This is a genomic window from Coriobacteriia bacterium, assembly GCA_013334745.1.
In the GTDB taxonomy this organism is placed as follows: Bacteria; Actinomycetota; Coriobacteriia; order Anaerosomatales; family JAAXUF01; genus JAAXWY01.
The window spans coordinates 1-20231 of sequence record JAAXWY010000042.1; the positions used below are offsets into that span (position 1 = coordinate 1).

A 20231-nucleotide genomic window follows, 5' to 3' on the forward strand; every position below is an offset into this window, starting at 1 on the left:
CTCGACGGTGTCAGCGATCCCGGGAGACGACACGGCGACCACCGGCAGGCCGGCCGCCATGGCCTCGAGGACGACCAGCGGGTGCACCTCGCTCACGGATCCGGTCACGAACGCATCGGCGCTCGCCTCGTAGTCGGGAACACTGTCGTAGGGCACCATGCCGGTGAAGTGCGCCCGCTCGGCGACGCCGGCGCGCTCAAGCACCGCACGCGCATCGGCCCGCGACGGTCCGTCGCCGACGACGAGCAGCCGGGCGCGTGGACAGCTCGAGGCGGCCGCGGCGAACTCCTCGGCGAGCCACGGGGTGTTCTTCTCGGGACCGAGGCGACCGACGTAGCAGAAGACGACGTCGTCATCGGCGAAGCCCAGCTCGGAGCGGGGGACGGGCGTGGTCGAGCCGGCGAACGCAGCCGTGTCGATGCCGTTGGGGATCACCGTCGCGCCGGTGAAGCCGGTGAAGTCGGCAAGCCACTCGGCGATCGAGGCGGCGGGAGCCACCACGAGGTCGCAGCGGCGCAGGAAGCCGGAGAGGGACGAGCGTAGGTAGGCGTAGCGAACGGCACTCGGCACGTACCAGGCATAGGCATCGGAGTACAGGTCGTAGCGCGTGTGGTTCGTGAACGCGAGCAACGCGCCGGTGCGCGCGGCGATAGGAGCCGCGATGCGCCCGCTCTGGAAGGGGTGGTGGACGTGGATGACGTCGAGTGACTCGGCGATTTCGCGGGCTTCGTGCGAGAACGACAGCGCGAAGCGCCAGCCGGTCGAGCCCCACGGCATACCGGGGGAGCGCACGACGTTTGGCTCGGCGTCCTCGTAGTGACGGTCGCCAAACGTCAGCACGAAGACCTCGTGGCCGAGGCTCTCGAGGTAGCGCTTGTACAGCGAGATGTGGTTGGTGACCCCGCTGACGTGCGGTAGGTACATGTCTGCGACGAACCCGATACGCATGCGCGTCCTCACCGATGGGAAATCCCCCGTGCCGTGTGTCAGAATACACTGGCTTACACAGGCGGCGACTCTCGCGCACGCATCCTCACCCCTCAGCAAGGAGTTTCACTCGTGGCACTTTCGCTCGGCATCGTCGGCCTGCCCAACGTCGGCAAATCCACGCTCTATACCGCACTGACCCGCAAGGCGCTCGGCGCCAACGGTTCGCCGGTCGCGGCGAACTACCCGTTCGCGACCATCGAGCCCAACGTCGGGCTCGTCAGCGTGCCCGACTCGCGCCTTGATGCGCTCGCAGAGATCGTCAGCCCGCAGCGTGTGCTGCCGGCCGTCGTCGAGTTCGTCGACATCGCAGGCCTGGTTGCAGGCGCGTCCAAGGGTGAAGGTCTCGGCAACCAGTTCCTCGCCAACATCCGCGAGACCGATGCGATCTGCGAGGTCGTTCGCTACTTCACCGACGAGAACGTCATCCACGTCGACGGCAAGGTGAACCCCGAAAGCGACGTCGAGACGATCCGGACCGAGCTCGTGCTCGCCGATCTCGCCACCATCGAGCGCGCGCTGCCGCGTCTCGAGAAGGAGGCCAAGAAGGATAAGGCGGGCGAGGCGAAGGTCGCCGTGCTGCACCGTCTGCAGGAGTGGATGGACCAGGGGCATCGTGCCGCCAAGCTCGACATGACCGTCGAGGAGCGCGAGCTCGTACGCGATCTGCACCTGCTCACGATGAAGCCGATGCTGTACGTCGCTAACGTCGACGAGTCACAGGTCGCCGATGACTTCGCGCCCATCGATGGCGTCAAGCCGATCCCGATCTGCGCCAAGGTCGAAGCCGATCTCGCCGACCTCGAGCCCGAGGAAGCCGCGGAGTATCTTGCGGAGCTCGGTCTGACCGAGCCCGGACTCAACGCGCTTATCCGCGAGGCGTACGGCCTGCTCGGGCTGCAGAGCTACTTCACCGCCGGCGTGCAGGAGGTTCGAGCGTGGACCGTCCCGGTCGGGGCGAAAGCGCCTCAGGCCGCAGGAGTGATTCACACCGACTTCGAGCGCGGATTCATCAAGGCCGAGGTCATCGGTTATGAGGAGTACGTGGCACTCGGTGGGGAGAAAGGTGCGAAAGAGGCGGGGAAGATGCGGCTTGAAGGGAAAGAATACGTGATGGCCGACGGCGACGTCGTCCACTTCAAGTTCAACGTGTAGCTTCCCGGGGGGTCCTCATGGTCGACCGCGATCCGATCGTGGACGAGGGCGAAAGCCTGTACCGATGCCTGTTCGACCTGTCACCGCTCCCGACGGCGCTTCACGATGGCCGCACCATCATCTTCGCGAATCCCGCGGGCGCCGCCGTGTTCGGATTCGACTCACCCGAGGACCTGGTGGGCCGACCGCTGCTCTCACTCGTGCATGAGGAGTCACAAGCTGACGTCATCGAGCGGACCACCGCGATGCTTGCGGGCGAGGAGGTCGGCGCACTCGTCGAACGCTTCGTGCGCAGCGACGAAAGCTCCTTCATCGGCGAGGCCCGCGCGACCCCCACGACGTACCGGGGAAGTCAGGCGGTTCTTGTCATCGTCAACGACCTCACCGAGACGCTCGAAGCGCAAGCCGAGGTCACGCGTAGCGAAGAGAGTTATCGGCAGCTGTTCGAGATGTCCCCTGACCCCACAATCGTTCACGACGGCGAGACGCCGCTGCTCGTGAACCATGCGGCCGTCCGCTTTCTGGCCCTGGACAAGCACGAGGGGATGCCGCTGAGCATCTGGGCAGCGATGCCGGACGTTGATCGCGAGCACATCGCAGGACGAATTCGTGAGGTTGCTGAGTCTGGCGCGATCTCGCGACCGATGAAGGTCACTCTGCAGGCACTTGATGGCACGCCGCGCGAGGCAGAAGTGACGAGTGCTCCCACGTGGTGGGAGGGCCAACGGGCTGTCGTGACAGTCTTTCGCGATCTCACGCAGCGCAATCTGGCCCGCGCCGAGCTGGCCGAAATACAGGCGCGCTACTTCGCTGTCGTGGATCAGACGCCTATCGCACTGCACTTCTATCATCTCGACGCAGACGAGCAGCTCATCTTCGACGGCGCAAACCGTGCATCTGTTGACATGATGAAGGTCGATCACGCGAAGATAGCGGGTCTTCCGATAGAAGAGGCGTGGCCGGGTCTCGCAGGGACAGACATTCCCGAGAAGAACAGGCAGATCGCTCGCGTGGGGGGAAGCGACATCCGCGTCGTCGAATACGATGCGGGCGACACACACGGGGTGTTTGAGTCCCACGTCTTCCACATCGGCGATCGCTCAATCGTCGCAATGATCCTGGACGTCACCGAGCGAGTGCGTGTCGAGCGGGAGCTGGGGGAGTACCGCGGTCGGCTCGAAGAGTTGGTGGCCGAGAGGACTCGCGAACTCGACCGGGCACACAAGGACATCGAGGCGATCACCTCGGTCGCGGCGCGCGCCGTTGACCTGCGCGACCCGTACACGGCGGGTCACCAGCGTCGGGTCGCGGAGCTCGCGTACCGGCTTGCGCTCGAGCTCGGGCTCGGCGAGGAGGCAGCGGACCGTGTCCGCATCGCCGGCCAGCTGCACGACATCGGCAAGATATCGATTCCGGCCGAGATCCTCAGCAAGCCCGGCAAGCTCACGCAACTCGAGTACGACCTCGTCAAGCAACATTCGCGGTCGGCGTACGAGATTCTCGGCGAAGTGGACATCGGATGGCCGCTGGCCGACGTCGTGGTCCAGCACCACGAGCGCATGGACGGCACCGGCTACCCCGATGGGCTCTCGGGAGACGAAATCATGATTGAGGTGCGCATCCTGAGCGTCGCCGACGTGGTCGAGGCGATGAGCTCGCATCGGCCGTATCGGCCGGCGCTGGGTATGGAGACCGCCGCCCGAGAGGTGCAGGAGTTCTCGGGCACGAGCTACGATCCGGAGGTCGTGGCGGCGTGCGTGCGCGTCATCGATGGCGGATTCAAGTTTGAGGCGTTGGCCTGAGCGGGTAAGTAGGAGTTCTTGGGGAGTGTCATGTTTCGCGCACGGGGTGCGCTTCATTGAGGGAGAGGCGATTTCGATGAACGGTACAATCCGTACACGCTCGGCTGCACTCCTGCTCGGTCTAGCCATGCTGATGATAGTCGTATCACCTATGGTGGCCATGGCCAAGACCAGCACCAAGATTATCGCATCCTTGAGCTCGACCTCGGAGCACTACGACTCCGCACCCCGTCTGACCGGCACGCTCAAGACCCGTGGCGGAAAGATCCTCAGGGGCAAGACCGTTTCCCTCTACCGCAACGGACGACGCGTTGGATCCAAGAAGACCAACTCCTCGGGTAAGGTCACCTTCAGTCTGGTCCTGCCCACCTGGAGTTCGGCGACTTGGTACTTGCGTTACGGCGGGAGTTCGGGCTACAAGGTCAGCACCTCGACTCGCAAGCAGACGAGCGTCGACTTCCATTTTGACGATGGCGAACTGTACCTCGAGCCGATCGATACCGATGCGGATGGGTACGACGACATCTTCTTGTGGAGCGGCTCGGTCTACCTCGATGCGGATACCACCTACGAGTGTGTTCTTGATGAGTACATAGACTACGAGGTCTACGCGCCGTCGGACTCTGAGTATCCATATCAAAGCGACACCTATACTGATCGCTTCGACCTTTGGGCATCCGAGGAGGGCGACTACTCCTTGTATGTCGCCTCTGATGAGGACCTCAGCCCCGTAGGGCTCATCATTTGGTGAGTGGTAGCGAATCGGCGAACTACTTGTCGTTCAGCGGTTCACGAACCGCCGCCGCTCCACTAGAATACGGACACCGAGGCGCACTCAGTTCCGGCCCGCGTTCATCGAGCCGGCCATCGCAGCACACAATCGGACCAGGCATCTCGCACGCAGGTCACTCGGCGGCGCTTGCCTGGTTTCGTCGTATCCGGGATGCGCCGCACCTCGGTTGAGCAGGGATAATGCGCCCCAAAGGGGTGTGACGACATACGAGGAGGATGCTTCCGCATGGAGATCGAGATCGGACGCGGCAAGACGGCACGACGTGCCTACGGATTCGATGACATCGCGATCGTCCCGTCTCGGCGTACGCGCGATCCGCGCGACGTCGACATCTCTTGGACGTTCACGTTCAAGGATCGCGAGTACAACTTCCCGCTTCCGATCCTCGCTTCGGCGATGGACGGCGTCGTTGATCCCGCGTTCGCCATCACCATGGGCAAGCTCGGCGGTCTCGCCGTCCTGAACCTCGAGGGCATCCAGACCCGCTACGAGGACCCCGCTCCGCTGCTTGACCAGATCGCCTCCTTCAACAAGGAAGAGGCGACCGCCAAGATGCAGGAGCTGTACAAGGAGCCGATCAAGGAAGAGCTCATCACCAAGCGGATCCGCGAGATCAAGGACGGCGGCGTCATGGCTGCCGCCTCGCTCACCCCGCAGAACTGCGAGCGCTACCTGCAGGCCGCCCTCGACGGCGGACTCGACATCCTCATCATCCAGGGCACGGTCGTCTCGGCGGAGCACGTCAGCAGCTACGACAAGCCGCTCGACCTCAACGCGTTCGTCGAGAGCCTCGACATTCCGTGCATCATCGGCGGCTGCTGCAGCTACCAGGGAGCGCTGCACCTCATGCGCTCCGGCGCCGTCGGCGTTCTCGTGGGCGTCGGCCCCGGCCACGCATGCACCTCGCGTCGCGTGCTCGGTATCGGCGTTCCGCAGGCGACCGCGATCGCTGACGCGGCCGCGGCCCGCACCCGCTTCCTCGAGGAGACCGGCAAGTACTGCCACATCATCGCGGACGGCGGTATGCGCACCGGCGGCGACCTCGCCAAGGCGATCGCCGTGGGCGCAGACGCCATCATGATCGGCTCGCCGCTCGCGAGCGCCTCCGAGGCGCCCGGCCGTGGCTTCCACTGGGGCATGGCGACCTTCCACCCCGACCTTCCCCGCGGCACGCGCGTCCAGGCCGGCATCCGCGGCACACTCGAGGAGATCCTCCTCGGCCCGGCACACCAGAACGACGGTACGCTCAACCTGCTCGGCGGCCTGCGTACCTCGATGGCGACGACCGGCTACGAGAACCTCAAGACCTTCCAGAAGGCCGAGGTCATGGTCGCCCCGTCGCTGCAGACCGAGGGCAAGGTACTCCAGAACACCCAGGGCGTCGGGATGGGCCGCTAGGTGACGTTGATCCAGCAGCACGACGCGCAGCCCACCGTCTTCGTCCTCGACTTCGGCGCGCAGTATGCGCAGCTGATCGCTCGCCGCGTGCGTGAAGCGCGGGTGTACTCCGAGATCGTCCCGTTCGACATCACCGCCGATGAGGTGCTGGCGCGCATGCCCGCCGCCATCATCCTGTCGGGCGGTCCGGCCTCGGTCTACGCCGAGGGCGCGCCGCACATGGACCCCGCGATTCTCGATCTGGGCATCCCGGTGTTGGGCTTCTGCTATGGCATCCAAGAGATGGCGCTGCACCTAGGTGGCGAGATCCCCAAGACCGACATCGGCGAGTACGGATTCGCCGAGCTCGAGGTCACGGCGCCCGGGTGCCGTCTGCTCGACGGCCTGCCGGACACCAGCCAGGTCTGGATGAGCCACCGCGACAGCGTGGGCACGGCGCCCGAGGGCTTCGTCGTCACCGCCCGCACCGGAACCACCGCCGTTGCCGCGATGGAGCACCCCGAGCGGGGCCTCTACGCGACGCAGTTCCACCCGGAGGTCGCGCACACCGAGCACGGCCAGCAGATCATCCGCACCTTCCTGCACGACATCGCAGGCATCGCGCCGCTGTGGACGATGGTCAACATCATCGACGACGCAGTCGACACGATCCGCGCACAGGTCGGTGACGCGCGCGTCATCTGCGGCCTGTCCGGCGGCGTGGACTCAAGCGTCGTCGCCGCGCTCCTGCACCGCGCGATAGGCGACCAGCTCACCTGCGTCTTCGTAGACCACGGCATGCTGCGTCTCGATGAGGCGAGCCAGGTCGTACGCACCTTCCGCGACCAGTTCCACATCGACCTGGTGCACGTGAGCGCTGAGGACCGCTACCTCGGTCTGCTCGAGGGCGTCACCGACCCGGAGCGCAAGCGCCACATCATCGGCGAGGAGTTTTGGAAGGTCTTCTTCGAGGAAGCCACCACGCTTGAGGGCGTGAAGTTCCTCGCCCAGGGCACGCTCTACCCCGACGTCATCGAGTCCGGCGGGCGCGGCGGCAAGGCGACCGCCAAGATCAAGAGCCACCACAACCTGATTCCGTTCCCTGAGGGCGTGCACTTCGACCTCATCGAGCCGCTCAAGGCGCTCTTCAAGGACGAGGTACGCGCCGTGGGCTCAGAACTCGGCCTTCCCGATGAGATCGTCCACCGGCAGCCCTTCCCGGGCCCAGGCCTCGCAGTGCGCATCATCGGCGAGATCACGCACGAGAAGCTCGACACGCTGCGTCGTGCCGACGCCATCGTTCGCGAAGAGATCGGCGCGTGGGACGAGAACCGCGAGGTGTGGCAGTACTTCGCCGTGCTTCCCGACATCCGAAGCGTCGGCGTGATGGGTGACGAGCGCACCTACGGCCACCCGATCATCATCCGAGCGGTCGCCTCGGCTGACGCGATGACGGCTGACTGGGCGCGCCTGCCTCACGACCTGCTTGCGAAGATGAGCAACAGAATCATCAACGAGGTCGACGGCATCAACCGTGTCGCCTACGACATCACGAGCAAGCCGCCGGGCACCATCGAGTGGGAGTAGCCCTCTCGGGTAGCAGGCTGGAAGGGGGGACGTCGTGAGCGGTCGTGCACTGCATTCCGTCGTCGTCCCCGTGTTCAACGAAGCCGAGTCCGTCGATGCGTTCCACGCACGGTGCACCGCTGCGCTCGCGGACCTTCAGGGCGACGACTACGAGATCGTCTTCGTTGACGATGGCAGTCGAGACGCGACCTGGGACCTCCTCCAGCGCATCGCGCAGGACGACTCTCACGTACGCCTCGTGCGGCTGAGTCGCAACTTCGGTCAACCGATCGCGACCACGGCGGGATACGACTTCTCTCGCGGTGACACCGTGACAACCATCGACGGCGATCTTCAAGATCCCCCCGAGCTCATCGTCGAGATGGTCCGGCGATGGCGGGAGGGTGCGGAGATCGTGTACGCCGCACGGCGAAAGCGCGACGGTGAGACCGCATTCAAGAAGGCGTCGTCAGTGGCGTACACGCGCCTGCTTCGCCGGATGACCGATGTCGACATCCCCGTCGATGTGGGCGACTTTCGTTTGCTGAGCCGAAAGGCGGTCGACGCCCTGGGTCAGATGCCCGAGCAGAGCCGCTACCTGCGTGGCATGGTCGCGTGGCTCGGCTTTCGGAGTGAGATCGTCGGGTTCGATCGCGAGCCGCGGCTGACCGGAACCACGAAGTATCCGCTCGGCAAGATGATGAAGCTGGCCGCCGATGGCGTGCTGTCCTTCTCGGTCAGGCCGCTGCGCATCGCGACCTGGCTCGGGGTGGTGACTTCGGCCGCCGCGTTCATCGGCGTTGCGACGATCATCGTCTTTCGCTTCACCGGCATCATCACCACGGTGCGCGGCTGGAGCTCGATCGTCGTGCTGGTGCTCATGCTGTTCGGCATTCAGCTGCTGACGATCGGGGCGCTCGGCGAGTATATGGGGCGCATCTACACAGAGGTGCGCCGTCGCCCGCTCTATCTCGTCGCCGAGACGAGCGAGCGAGTGCCAAGCGCTTCCGGTCGCCTCGCCTGACCCGTTCGCCAAGGCGGTACAGCGCAGCACGCGGGCCGCGAGTGGGTATTCACTTCTCAGTGAGTGTCGGCTGGGTGTCTGAGGGGGGCGCATGCTACTTTCCGACATCAACTTGGGGGATGTATCCGCTCGTCTCGGCGACATGATCTTCCTGGTGTCGCCCGACAAGCGGATTCTGGACGTGAGCGAGTCCGCTCTGCGCACGTACGGCTACTCGATCGATGAGTTCCGCGGCATGACCGTTCTCGAGATACGCGATTCCGATGAAGTCGATCTCGTGGACCGCCAGGTCGAGCAGGCGTTGCACGGCGGTGTCTACTTCGAGGCCCGTCACCGCCGCAAGGACGGCACACGCATGCTCGTTGAGGTGAGTTCCGCGCCGGTCGAGAAGAGCGGAGAACGAGCGCTCATCAGCGTGGTCCGAGACATCACCCGAAGCGCTCGGGTGCGCGATCTGGCGGATCAGCGGTCGCTGCTCGCTCGTACTCAGTCCGAGGGTCACATCGGCAACTGGCGGTTCGACTTGGTGAACCGTGAAGCGAGTGTCAGCGACGAGGCCTGTCGCCTCCACGGTGTCGACCCGGCGCAGGTGCACGGCAGCATGATGCAGGCGATACAGGGGGTCATCCACCCCGCCGATCGTGCCTCGTTCGAGCAGCAGGTCATGGAGACCGAGCGCACAGGATTCGGGTCGGTCACGTATCGGGTCATGCTTCCTGAGGGCGGCATGCGCTGGATCTTGGCGACCACCGAGCGGGTCGACGACGCTGATGGCGTGCCGATCGAGGTTCACGGGTTCATCCAGGACGTAACGGAGACCCGCGATGCGGAGTCCGCAGTGCTCGAGCGAACGCTCGCACTGGACTCCTTGCTCGACGCGATCACTGAGTCCGCGTTTCTCCTTGAGTTGGACGGCACGATCATCGCGCTCAACGAGGTTTCCGCCCGGCGGCTTGGTGCCGAGGATCCGGCGCTCATGATCGGTCGGAGCATCTACGACTTCGTACCGCCCGAACTTGCGTCGCAGCGTCGGGAGTACATCGCGCAGGTCGCAGCCACCGGTATGCCCGTTTCGTTTGAGGATCAGCGCGATGGTCGCCGGATACTCAACTCCTTGGCACCGGTCAAGATCCGCGGTGAGGTCGTCCAGATTGCGGTGTTCGGCTACGACGTCACGGATGCGCGTGAGGCCGAGGACGCATTGCGTGAGAGCGAATACTGGCTTCGGGAGGCGCAGCGCATCGCTCGGCTCGGCCATTTTGCGTACGACCCTCGCGCGGATTGCTGGAGCGGCTCACCGATACTCTCGAGTCTGGTCGATAATGCGAGTGATGGCCACGGCACGCTCGCACTGTTCCTCACGGCCATCCACAGGGATGACCGTGACTGGGTCGAGGCTCAACTACGCGACTCGATCGACCGGTGTGTGGGAGTCGACATCGAGTGCAGGGCAAATTGCGGCGAAGACCCGGCGGAGTGCTGGATTCACATGCTTGCCGAGTGCGAAGCGGATGGTGCCGGTTCGACCAAACGCGTCTTCGGCACGATCCAGGACGTCACTGAGCGCAAGCGCGCCGAGCTCGTCATCGCAGCCGAGCGCGCCAGACTGGCCCAGGTGGAGTCGATCGGGCACGTGGGCAGTTGGCGGCTGGACCTCGTGACCGGCCAAGGCGAGTGGTCCGATGAGTACAAGCGGGTGCTCGGGTTCGACCCGGCCAGCCGACCAGGCAACGAGATCGGCAGCTTCATCGACTACGTGCACCCTGACGATCGCGAGCCGTTCATGGTCGATGACCTGCTGGAGCCTTGGGGGACCGATGCCGCGACAATCGACTTCCGGGTGACGAGACCCGACGGTGAGACCCGTTGGATGGCAACCAACGGACGGGTTGAGCGCGACCGCTCCGGGAGGCCGATTGCAATCGTGGGCGTGCTGCAGGACATCACCGGCCGTAAGCTCTCCGAGCTCGCGCACGCAGCTGAGCTCGAGGAGGCCGCAAACTCCGACCGGCTGACAGGACTCTATAATCGTCGCGCCTATGACGTGCTGGCAGATGGAGTCCTCGCCGCGGCTGCCGCCGAGGGCATCGGAATCGGGCTGATCTACTGCGATGTCGATGGGCTTAAGTCCATAAACGACGAGTTCGGGCACGCTCAGGGTGACCGGGCACTGAAGGATGCCTCGGGAGTGCTATCGCGTGCTTTGCGGTCGGCCGACCTAATCGCGCGTATCGGCGGCGATGAGTTCCTCGTGCTGGTCAAGACGCCCGATGCAGACATGGTCAGACGTCTCGATGAGCGTCTGCAGAGTGCCCTCGAGCTATTCAACGCGACGAACGATCGTCCCTATCTCGTCGAGGCGAGCAGCGGCTTCGCATGGTCGAGATCGAGCACCCGGCCAGAACTCGACGAACTCGAGAAGTCGGCCGATGCCAGGATGTACGCGATCAAGAACGCCCGCCGAGAAGCGCCGGGGGCCTCGCAGAGCGCATCGTGACGGCTGCGGCTGTATACTCCTCGAGGAGGAGGGCGCCTGTGGCAGCTCGTCGGTTCGATGGCAGCATCGGTATGCGCACGGTGGCGCTCGCATGCGCGTTGGCGCTCCTTGCGGGTCAGCCTGCGGCAGCGTACGCGGTCACGAAGAACCCTCCCGTCACGGTTCCATCCGCGACGCTCGTGACCATGAGCGGCCAGCAGCTCTGGTCGAAGAGCCGCGAGACCGAGCGCCACGTCGCAAGCTGCATCAAGATGCTCAACGCTCTTGTTGCGCGCGACCGGGCCAAGCTCGACGACGTCGTGACCATTCCGGCGAAGTCCGCGCGCACGGAAGACGGCGTTGGACTCGTCAGGGGCCAGAAGGTCACCGTTCGCAAGCTGCTGCAGCTCACGATGGTCGCGTCGTCCAACGATGCCGCTTCTGCCCTCGCCATCCACATCGCGGGCAGCGAGAAGGCCTACGTCGCACTCATGAACAAGAAGGCCGCCGAGATCGGACTCACGCACACGCGTGCCGTGGATCCTCACGGGCTGAGCAAGCGCGAGATCTCGAGTGCGCGCGACCTGAGCGTGACCGCGCGCAAGGTCATGGCCGATCCGTTCCTGCGCAAGACTGTGCTCATGGAGTCGGTCGTGCTCACGCGACCGGCCCGAAAGCCCAAGCGCCTCAAGGCGACTAACGAGATGCTCGGGCATTATCGGGGTATCGAGGGCGTCAAGACCGGTTTCACGTACGCGGCGGGATACTGCTTCGTGGGCGCCGCCAAGCGCGGCAACCTCGAGCTCGTCGGAGTCGTGCTCAAAGCCAAGTCAAAGAACGCGCGTTTCTCGCAGATGCGGAAGCTCCTCGATTGGGGCTTCGAGCGCTACCGCTGGCGGCGCGTCGTGTCGACCACGACGACGATGGGGGCCGCAGCGATCACGAGCGGGACGGTGCCGAGCGTGACCGTTCACGCCGCCAAGGAGGCGTCGCGAGCCATCATCGCGACCGGCTACCCCATCACGAAGGAGAGCATCCTGCCGACTGTCGCCGCTCCGATACGGCGCGGGGACCAGCTCGGCGTTGTGAAGGTCTGGCAGGACGGCAAGCTGCTCGCCACCGTCGCGCTTCTCGCAGACAGCGACGTCGCGACGGCAGCGGCACCGCCCCCACCGCCGGCCCCCGCTGAGGCGCCCGCGCCTGCACTCTCGATTCGAGATCGTCTGGGTGGTTTGTCGCGCCGCGTGCTTGTCGCACTCGCGTCCACCATCTGACCGGCACATCGCGCCGTCTACGGTCACGCTTCTCCCGCAGTACCCCCGTTCGGTCTACAATGCGTGAACCGCCGTGAGGGCGTGTGTCCGATCGTCAAGCAAAGGGGCATGTGATGTCCGAGAGTAACCTCGACGCGCAGGGTCAGATCGCCGAGATCCGCGAGCGAATCGATCAGATCGACTGCCAGCTCGTCCGGCTCTTGAACGAGCGCGCTCAGTGCTCGCTCGATATCCGTGCGCTTAAGCCGCAGGCGCGGCAGGGTCTCTACGACCCGAAGCGCGAGGAAGAGATCTTCGTCAACGTCGCCAAGTGCAACGAGGGTCCGCTCTTCGCAGACGACCTTCGCGAGATCTACGAAGCCATCCTCCACGTCGCCAAGGAGATGAGGGGCTGATGTCGGTTCAGGACGCGCCGGCCATCGGTGCGGTCGCCCGCGATGGCGGGATGACCCTCATCGCGGGGCCGTGTTCGGTCGAGAGCCGCGAACAGATGCGTGAAGTCGCAGCCTGCCTCTCCGAGCTCGGCATCAAGGTCATGCGCGGTGGTGCCTACAAGCCGCGCACCTCGCCGTTCTCGTTTCAGGGCCTCGAGCACAAGGGTCTCGAGCTCCTTCGTGAGGCCGCCGATGAGTACGGCCTGCTCGTCGTAACCGAGGTGACTGACTCGGCCCACGCCGAGGTCGTCGCCGAGTACGCCGACATGCTCCAGGTCGGCACCCGCAACATGGCCAACTTCAGCATGCTCAAGAAGATCGGTGAGGTCACCGCCGAGAGCGGCAAGCCGGTCGTCTTCAAGCGCGGCATGGCCGCAACGATCGAGGAGTGGCTGCAGGCGACCAACTACATCACGATGTTCGGCAACGAGAACGTGATCCTGTGCGAGCGTGGCATCCGCACCTTCGAAACGGCGTACCGCTTCACGCTCGACATCACGGCCGTGCCGGTGGTCAAGAAGCTGTCACTGCTTCCGATCATCATCGATGTGTCACACCCCGCAGGCCAGGTCGATCTCGTGCCGGCGCTCTCCCGAGCCGCGGTCGCCGTCGGTGCTGACGGCATCATGGTCGAAGTTCACCCAAACCCCCGCGAGGCGCTGTGTGATGGCCCTCAGTCGCTGGATCTCGACCAGTTCGCGACCCTCGTCGCCGACCTACGCACGGTCGCCTCCGCCGTGGGGACCGAGGTTCGCTAGCCGCCACTCGGCAGGTTACTCGGCAAAGCCATGCAGGTTACGGACTCCCCATGCAGAAGATGATGGTGGCGGGGAGTGCCCGACGGCGTGATTCGACGCGGTCATGACGAGAGGCCCCGCCTCCTGACCGCTCGATGTGGGAGCGCGTGTGACCGACGGGGGCGTCTTCAATCGATCATGCCCGTACTGCGGAGCCTCTGAGACTCGGCGGCTCGGCGATTGCACCGTATGTCATCGTGTCGTGTGCGAGAAATGCGGCAACGTGCAGATGACTCGCGGAGAGCGTCGCGTCACACACAACTCGTGCCTGAAGAAGGCCGATGGCGGCTTCAAGATGATCAAGTTCGTCGACTGAGCGCTCGCGCCCGGGTTCAGCGCAGCCCGAGATTCCTGCATCGACTGTTCAAGTTCGGGCCTCCGCACGCCGATTGTTCACTTGGTCGGCCGCATCGACGCTCGCGGTCAACTATTCTGTCTTGGGACTGATCTGCTGGAGTTCGACCCCGGGGGTATGGATGAAGCGCTCGCCTGCCGCGATCGTCGTGACCATCGCACTCGCAATCATGGTCACGGCACCTGTCGTTGCCCACGCATTCCAGGTCACCGGCGGGGGAGGGACACAGACCGCCAACCCGTACGGCCTGTGGTACGCCGGCAAGGAGGCGTGCGCCCAAGAGGGGTGTCACCGCTCCATTGCCGACAAGCCTTCGCCTCACAGCAGCATGGTCACCGACCTGAGGGCTAACCCCTCGGCGCTCGTTCCCGCTGCCGACTCCGGCTTCTGGCCGCTGATCAGCTCGTTCGCCGGCAGCATCACCCTTCGCCCGCGCGACATGTACCTGCAGCTGGGCGATCACGAGGGCTTCCTGGAGTACATCGGGCCGTCCGGCAGCGAACTGTCGACAAAGGTCGTCCCCGCCGATGACCTGCCGGTCTGGAGCCCGCTTATCTACCTCATCGAAGAGGCGGCGTGGGAGGCTTCGACCACCAAGCTCGGCAACAGCGTCTATGGCCAGAGCTGCTCTTCATGCCACAACGTCGGTCCGACTCGGCCGGCAAACGCGTCCTACACACTGCCAAATGGCGTGATTCAGACCACGAGCACTCCCACGAGCGTCAGCGAGTGGGGCATCCAGTGCGAAGCCTGTCACGGCTCGGGTAAGAACCCGAACGGTCACAAGAACGGTGTACCGGGCGTCGTGGGCGGCTACCAGATCCTCAAGGCCCAGGTGTGCGGGCAGTGCCACGTGGCCGGCACGACCCCGCAACGCAACGTGAGCGGGGCGGCGTTCGGCAACCCCAACGGCTACACCACCGACACGACCCTCTCGGCGTACCTGACGCCTTCGACCGTAGTCGAGACCGAAGGTGCGATCATGCGCCTTGCGAGCGGTGAGACGACGGTAAAGCCCAAGTTCCTCCCCAACGGCGCCAACTTCTCCATGCGGCACTCGTATTACAACGAGTGGCTCGTGAACAAGGCGCCGTCCGGTTACGGCGGAGACAAGGGTCATGCCGATCCGGTCAACAATGCGGTCAAGACGACGGCGGCCGGCGGCGATACCAAGTGCTTCAAGTGCCACACCGGGCTCGGCTTCCTCAACCGCATCGATGCCAAGTCGCCGTCTGGCACGCGCATCGTTCCGACGTTTCCCACGGCGAGCCTGATCGAGACCGCCGACCCGGGCATCTCGTGCATGGTGTGCCACACCGGCCACGTGGAGTTCAAAGAGGGCGGCGGCTACGACAGCATGCGTAAGTGGGGCAACGGCAAGGAGGTCAGTTGCGGCGACTGCCACAACTGGCAGTTCGAGATGCTCGAGCAGCGCCTTCAGTACGAGACGATCGGCGGCAAGGAGTACACGCGGGCTTCCGCCAACACGCGTACCCGCCATCCGCAGCGTGAGATGGTCACGGGCGGCGCCGGCGGCGAGGACGGTCTCGGCGGAATGTGGGGTGTCGGTCCTTCCGGCGAGTACATGCCGCACGTCGAGTGCAACGACTGCCACATGCCTCGCACGCACAAGGAGGGCATGCCGAGCAACGACAACGGCTCGCCCACCGGGACGCGTATGTCGCACCGCTTCCACATCGTCGAGCCGGGCGATGCCGCGCGCTGGAAGCTGCGCCCCAACGGCGAGTCGTGCGTGGCGACCTGCCACAGCGAAGCCGGAGCGGACTTCACGCGCGCCGACTTCCAGACCTGGATCGACCAGAAGCGGGCTGCCATCGCGACGGTCTCCGCCGAGGCGACCGGTGCGCTTGACGCACTCGCACAGAGCTACGGACTGACCGACTACCTCAGCTTCATCGCGACGCAGCCGTCGGGTGGTGCGGCGAGCGCACTGCCTGCCGCGCGCTGGAGCATGCTGCAGCACGCTGCCCAGAACGTCGACTTCGTCGTCTCCGACGGTTCTGGCGGACTGCACAACCCCACGTACGCTCGTGCCGGCCTGACCATGGCGAAGCTGTGGGCGGCGTCCGCTACCGCCACGCTTGATGCCACGCTCGGAGCAGGGCCCGCGCTCGGCGAGGGAATGACCGCGACCGGCTCGCTCCTCGGCGTCGAGGGTGTCGCAATCCCGGGTGCAGAGGTGGCGCTCCAGGTGAGCACCAACGGTGGCTCGACCTGGGGGACGGTGGCGACCGCCAAGCCGGATGCGTCGGGCGCGTTCTCGATCCCGACCGGCACGATCGTCGGCAGCCGAATCTTCCGCGTACGCTTCGCGCCGTCGGCCGGCGTCGAGTACCTCTCGGCGTCGATGGACGTGCACGTTCCTGTGACTGCCGCGAGCGTGCTGCCCGCCTCGGCTGCCACCATGTGGACCGACGCTGCGAGCGCGCAGGTCACGATGACGGCGACGCCCGGCTCGCTGACCTTCTATACGCTCTCCGGAGCGACGACGCAGGCCGCGACGCTCTACCTCGACCTCTCGCCGATCACCATCAGCGCGCAGGGCAAGACAGACGTCGCCTTCTGGTCGACCGATGGCTTCGGCACCGAGGCCACGCAGACGCTGTCCGTGATGCTCGACCGCAGCGCACCGCAGATCATCTCGGATGTGGCGTCCGTCTACTCGAACAAGGCGACCGTCCACGTTGCGGCGACCGATACAGGGTCCGGTGTCGACGCGATGCGCTACTCGTTTAGGGGCGCCGATACGGACGTCGATGCTTCGGCGTTCACGTTGACCACCTACGAGCTCGGCAATAACGCGCTCACGGTGACCGCGACCGACAACGCGGGCTTCCCGGTCACGCGCACGATCAACGTGTGGGTCAAGGCGTCGCCGGCGCTCACGATGTCTCCGAGCACCACCAAGACCATCCGCTCGGGCACCAGACTCAAGCTCTCAAGCGTCATCACGCGCGGAGCCGACGCACTTGGCGCACCGCTTCCGCTCACGGGGCGTCCAATCACGGTGCAGCGTTGGGACGGCCGCAAGTGGGTCACTGCAGCCAAGCTCAACAGCGGTTCGGGCAAGCCGTCGTGGACCCGAAAGTTCGTGGCGCGCGGCACCAGCTACTGGCGCTGGGCGGTCACCGCCGACAGCTACTCGAACGCCGCCTACAGCCGCAATCTCAAGGTCGTCGTGAAGTAGCCTTCGACCGCCTGTACGGACCTCAGACCGGCCCCCTCGGGGGCCGGTTTTGCGTGCTACACTACCTCGGCTATGGCTATCGATCTCACCTCACTCAACCCCGCGCAGCGGCAAGCTGTGACTACCACTGAGGGCCCGCTGCTCGTGCTCGCGGGTGCCGGCAGCGGTAAGACGCGCGTCCTCACCTTCCGCATCGCGCACCTCATCGGCGACCTCGGAGTCAGCCCGCACGAGATCCTCGCCATCACCTTCACGAACAAAGCCGCCGCCGAGATGCGCGAGCGCCTGCTGGGCCTGTGCGGATCGTGCGTGCGCTCGATGTGGGTGCTCACGTTCCACGCGATGTGCGTGCGGATGCTGCGCGCCGACGGTGAGTTGCTCGGCTTCAGTCGCAACTTCACCATCTACGACCAGGACGACTCCAAGCGCATGCTCAAAGAGGTCATGCGCGAGCTCGAGATCGACGAGAAGCACTATCCCGTCAACGGGATGCAGCACCGGATCTCGGCGGCGAAGAACGAGCTCGTCATCTCATCGGAGTTCGCTGCCAAGGCGGTCTCGCCGCTGGATAAGAAGGCTGCACAGGTCTTCCCGCGGTATCAGTCCCGCCTACGCGCGGCCAACGCGATGGACTTCGACGACCTGCTGCTCAACGCCTACCTGCTCCTCTCAGAGCACCCCACCGTGCTGCGAGCCTACCAGCAGCGATTTCGCTACGTGAGCGTCGACGAGTACCAGGACACAAACCAGGCGCAGTATCGGATCACCAACCTGCTCGCGGCCGCCCACAAGAACCTGATGGTCGTGGGCGACGATGACCAGTCGATCTACTCGTGGCGCGGGGCCGACCTGCGAAACATCCTCGAGTTCGAACAGGACTACCCGCAAGCTGTCGTGGTCAAGCTTGAGCAGAACTACCGCTCGACCGCGCGTATCCTCGCCGCCGCCAACGCGGTCGTTGCGAACAACCCCAACCGCAAGCCCAAGACGCTGTTCACCGCCAACGCTGAGGGCGAGAAGATCGCGAGCTACCTCGCAAGTGACGAGCGCGATGAGGCCCGCTTCATCGCAGGCGAGATCGAGAAGCTCTCCCGGTCTGAGGATCGGCGCTACACCGATTTCGCCGTCTTCTACCGCACCAACGCCCAGTCGCGACAGCTCGAAGACGCGCTGCTGCGCGCCGGCGTGCCGTATCGCATCGTTGGCGGCACACGCTTCTTCGACCGCGCTGAGATTCGCGACGTGATGGCCTACCTCAAATCGGTCGTGAACCCCGCCGATGAGATCAGCCTCAAGCGCATCATCAACACTCCCAAGCGCAACATCGGCGCGACGACCGTCGAGCGCGTGGACGCCGTTGCTCGTGAGCGTGGCGTGGGCTTCGAGGACGCGCTGCGCGTAGCCGTCGATGACGACATCCACCGCAGCGGAGCGCGAACTGCCATCGCCGGATTCGTCGCGCTCGTCGACGAGCTGCGTTCGATGGAGGGCGACCTGCGCGACGTGGTCGAGATGATCGTGACCAAGAGCGGGCTTGTCGAGGCGCTTGAAGCCGAGCGCACCGATGAGGCGCAGGGTCGTGCCGACAACATCCGCGAGTTCTACGGTGTCGTCGCGGAGTTCGCCGCCGCGCACGAGGAGCCCGACCTGCCGGCGTTCATGGAGTGGCTTGCGCTGCGCACCGACCTCGACTCGATCGGCGAGGGTGACGACTACGTCACGCTCATGACGGTGCACACCGCTAAAGGCCTCGAGTACCCGGTCGTCTTCGTTGCCGGTCTCGAGGAGTCGATCTTCCCGCACCAGAACTCGATCTTCGACTCGGACGGCTCAGGCCTGGAGGAGGAGCGCCGCCTCGCGTACGTCGCGATCACGCGTGCTCGCGAGCGGCTGTACCTGAGTCACGCGCACTCCCGTAGCATCTGGGGCTCGACGCAGCACAACCCGCCGTCGCGCTTCATCGGCGAGATTCCGAGCGAGCACGTCGCGGCATCCGGAGTCGGGTCGCTCGGCCTGAGCGGTAGCGGCTTTGAGAAGCGAGGGGATAGGCGCGGTAGCTTCGGGCATGGCTCGGGCGGCGGTGGCTCGGCGGATGGTGGTCGTGTGTTCGGCGGCGGGACGCCCAGGCTCACCGGCACCGGGTTTGGCTCCGGCACGTCGTCGAAGAAGCCTCAGACCCCCACCGAGACGTTCGCGGTGGGTGACTTCGTCGACCATAAGGCGTTCGGGCGCGGGCGCGTGGTGACGGTCAAGGGAGACGCGCTCGAGATCCGATTCGATCGCACGGGCGATACCAAGAAGCTGCTGGTCGGGTACGCTCCTATCGTGAAGATCAAGAGCTAGCACCCGCACCGACGCCGCACGACCCAGCCAGGAGGACCCATGGGCCCCATCCTCGTGTTCGGCCACAGGAACCCCGACAACGATTCCGTATGCTCGGCGGTGGCCTACGCCCACCTCAAGAACCTCACCGATCCCGAGAACGTCTACGTGCCCGCGCGCCTCGGGCCGATGCCGCGCGAGACGCTCGCGGTCTTCGAGCGCTTCGGCGTCGCCATCCCCGAGGAGATCGCGCACGTCCGGACGCGCGTGCGCGACGTCATGACCGCCGAGCCCGTTACGATCGCCGAGGCCGAGCCGATGCTGTCGGCCGGTCGCCTCATGCGCGAGCGCGGTGTCCGCGGCCTGCCCGTCGTCGACGAAGCCGGCCGTGCGGCCGGCTTCGTGAGCGAGCGCGTTCTCGCTGAACGCTACCTCGACGAGATCGAGATCGCGGGTTTCCAGCGCATGCCCGTCACGGTGGCCGCGCTCGCTCACGTGCTCGATGCGCGCCTTGCGTGTGGCGACGGCTCGGCCGAGATCGCCGGCGACGTGATAGTGGGTGCCGCCGAGCCGTCTTCGGTGGCGGCGCGCATCGAGCACGGCGACACGCTCGTGGTCGGCGACCGCGTCCGGACGCAGCCCGCGGGCCTTGAGGCCGGAG

Annotated in this window: 15 protein-coding genes; 14 read left to right on the top strand and 1 reads right to left on the bottom strand. The window is 65.4% G+C overall.

Translation table 11 applies throughout. The features are described 5' to 3' along the window. Positions 1–948, bottom strand: a 948-nt coding sequence (locus tag HGB10_09740; protein NTU72084.1) for a glycosyltransferase family 4 protein, incomplete at its 3' end; no start/stop codon positions are given. A gap of 111 nt (positions 949–1059) precedes the next feature. Between HGB10_09740 and ychF the strand changes: the two genes are divergently transcribed. The 14 genes from ychF to HGB10_09810 form a co-directional block, all read left to right on the top strand. Beyond that, positions 1060–2142: a redox-regulated ATPase YchF gene (gene ychF, locus HGB10_09745; GenBank protein ID NTU72085.1), complete on the top strand. Its 1083-nt coding sequence runs from the start codon at positions 1060–1062 to the stop codon at positions 2140–2142. A gap of 17 nt (positions 2143–2159) precedes the next feature. Further along, positions 2160–3944 (top strand): PAS domain S-box protein, encoded by a 1785-nt coding sequence (locus tag HGB10_09750; GenBank protein ID NTU72086.1) that lies wholly within the window; start codon positions 2160–2162, stop codon positions 3942–3944. Positions 3945–4020: 76 nt separating this feature from the next. Further along, entirely contained in the window at positions 4021–4695 is a 675-nt protein-coding gene (locus HGB10_09755; protein NTU72087.1) for a hypothetical protein, read from the top strand. A 267-nt stretch (positions 4696–4962) separates the two neighbouring features. Then, positions 4963–6135 carry a GuaB3 family IMP dehydrogenase-related protein gene (locus HGB10_09760; GenBank protein NTU72088.1) on the top strand — a complete coding sequence of 391 codons (1173 nt, stop codon included), beginning with the start codon at positions 4963–4965 and terminating at the stop codon, positions 6133–6135. A 6-nt stretch (positions 6136–6141) separates the two neighbouring features. Next, complete coding sequence (gene guaA / locus HGB10_09765; GenBank protein NTU72089.1) at positions 6142–7701, top strand: glutamine-hydrolyzing GMP synthase; 1560 nt, start codon at positions 6142–6144, stop codon at positions 7699–7701. 49 nt (positions 7702–7750) lie between these two features. Continuing rightward, a complete protein-coding gene (locus tag HGB10_09770; protein NTU72090.1) occupies positions 7751–8704 on the top strand; it encodes a glycosyltransferase family 2 protein in 954 nt (317 codons plus the stop codon). A gap of 91 nt (positions 8705–8795) precedes the next feature. Then, complete coding sequence (locus HGB10_09775) at positions 8796–11201, top strand: PAS domain S-box protein (GenBank protein NTU72091.1); 2406 nt, start codon at positions 8796–8798, stop codon at positions 11199–11201. Positions 11202–11239: 38 nt separating this feature from the next. Continuing rightward, complete coding sequence (locus HGB10_09780) at positions 11240–12454, top strand: D-alanyl-D-alanine carboxypeptidase (protein ID NTU72092.1); 1215 nt, start codon at positions 11240–11242, stop codon at positions 12452–12454. Between the two features lie 113 nt (positions 12455–12567). Continuing rightward, a complete protein-coding gene (locus HGB10_09785) occupies positions 12568–12849 on the top strand; it encodes a chorismate mutase (protein NTU72093.1) in 282 nt (93 codons plus the stop codon). Beyond that, positions 12849–13646 carry a 3-deoxy-7-phosphoheptulonate synthase gene (gene aroF / locus HGB10_09790; protein NTU72094.1) on the top strand — a complete coding sequence of 266 codons (798 nt, stop codon included), beginning with the start codon at positions 12849–12851 and terminating at the stop codon, positions 13644–13646. The genes HGB10_09785 and aroF overlap by 1 nt, the downstream gene beginning before the upstream one ends. Before the next feature lie 148 nt (positions 13647–13794). Then, on the top strand, positions 13795–14001 hold the full coding sequence (locus tag HGB10_09795; protein NTU72095.1) for a hypothetical protein: 207 nt from the start codon (positions 13795–13797) through the stop codon (positions 13999–14001). Between the two features lie 160 nt (positions 14002–14161). Then, positions 14162–17248, top strand: a complete 3087-nt coding sequence (locus HGB10_09800; protein ID NTU72096.1) for a hypothetical protein — start codon at positions 14162–14164, stop codon at positions 17246–17248. 72 nt (positions 17249–17320) lie between these two features. Continuing rightward, on the top strand, positions 17321–19591 hold the full coding sequence (locus HGB10_09805) for a UvrD-helicase domain-containing protein (GenBank protein ID NTU72097.1): 2271 nt from the start codon (positions 17321–17323) through the stop codon (positions 19589–19591). Positions 19592–19630: 39 nt separating this feature from the next. After that, positions 19631–20231, top strand: a 601-nt coding sequence (locus HGB10_09810) for a CBS domain-containing protein (protein NTU72098.1), incomplete at its 3' end; no start/stop codon positions are given.

Coding starts and splice junctions, on each gene's coding strand:
- HGB10_09760 (NTU72088.1), top strand. CDS start 4,963: ATGGAGATCGAGATCGGACGCGGCAAGACGGCACGACGTGCCTACGGA.
- HGB10_09755 (NTU72087.1), top strand. CDS start 4,021: ATGAACGGTACAATCCGTACACGCTCGGCTGCACTCCTGCTCGGTCTA.
- HGB10_09800 (NTU72096.1), top strand. CDS start 14,162: ATGAAGCGCTCGCCTGCCGCGATCGTCGTGACCATCGCACTCGCAATC.
- aroF (NTU72094.1), top strand. CDS start 12,849: ATGTCGGTTCAGGACGCGCCGGCCATCGGTGCGGTCGCCCGCGATGGC.
- HGB10_09775 (NTU72091.1), top strand. CDS start 8,796: ATGCTACTTTCCGACATCAACTTGGGGGATGTATCCGCTCGTCTCGGC.
- HGB10_09805 (NTU72097.1), top strand. CDS start 17,321: ATGGCTATCGATCTCACCTCACTCAACCCCGCGCAGCGGCAAGCTGTG.
- HGB10_09750 (NTU72086.1), top strand. CDS start 2,160: ATGGTCGACCGCGATCCGATCGTGGACGAGGGCGAAAGCCTGTACCGA.
- HGB10_09785 (NTU72093.1), top strand. CDS start 12,568: ATGTCCGAGAGTAACCTCGACGCGCAGGGTCAGATCGCCGAGATCCGC.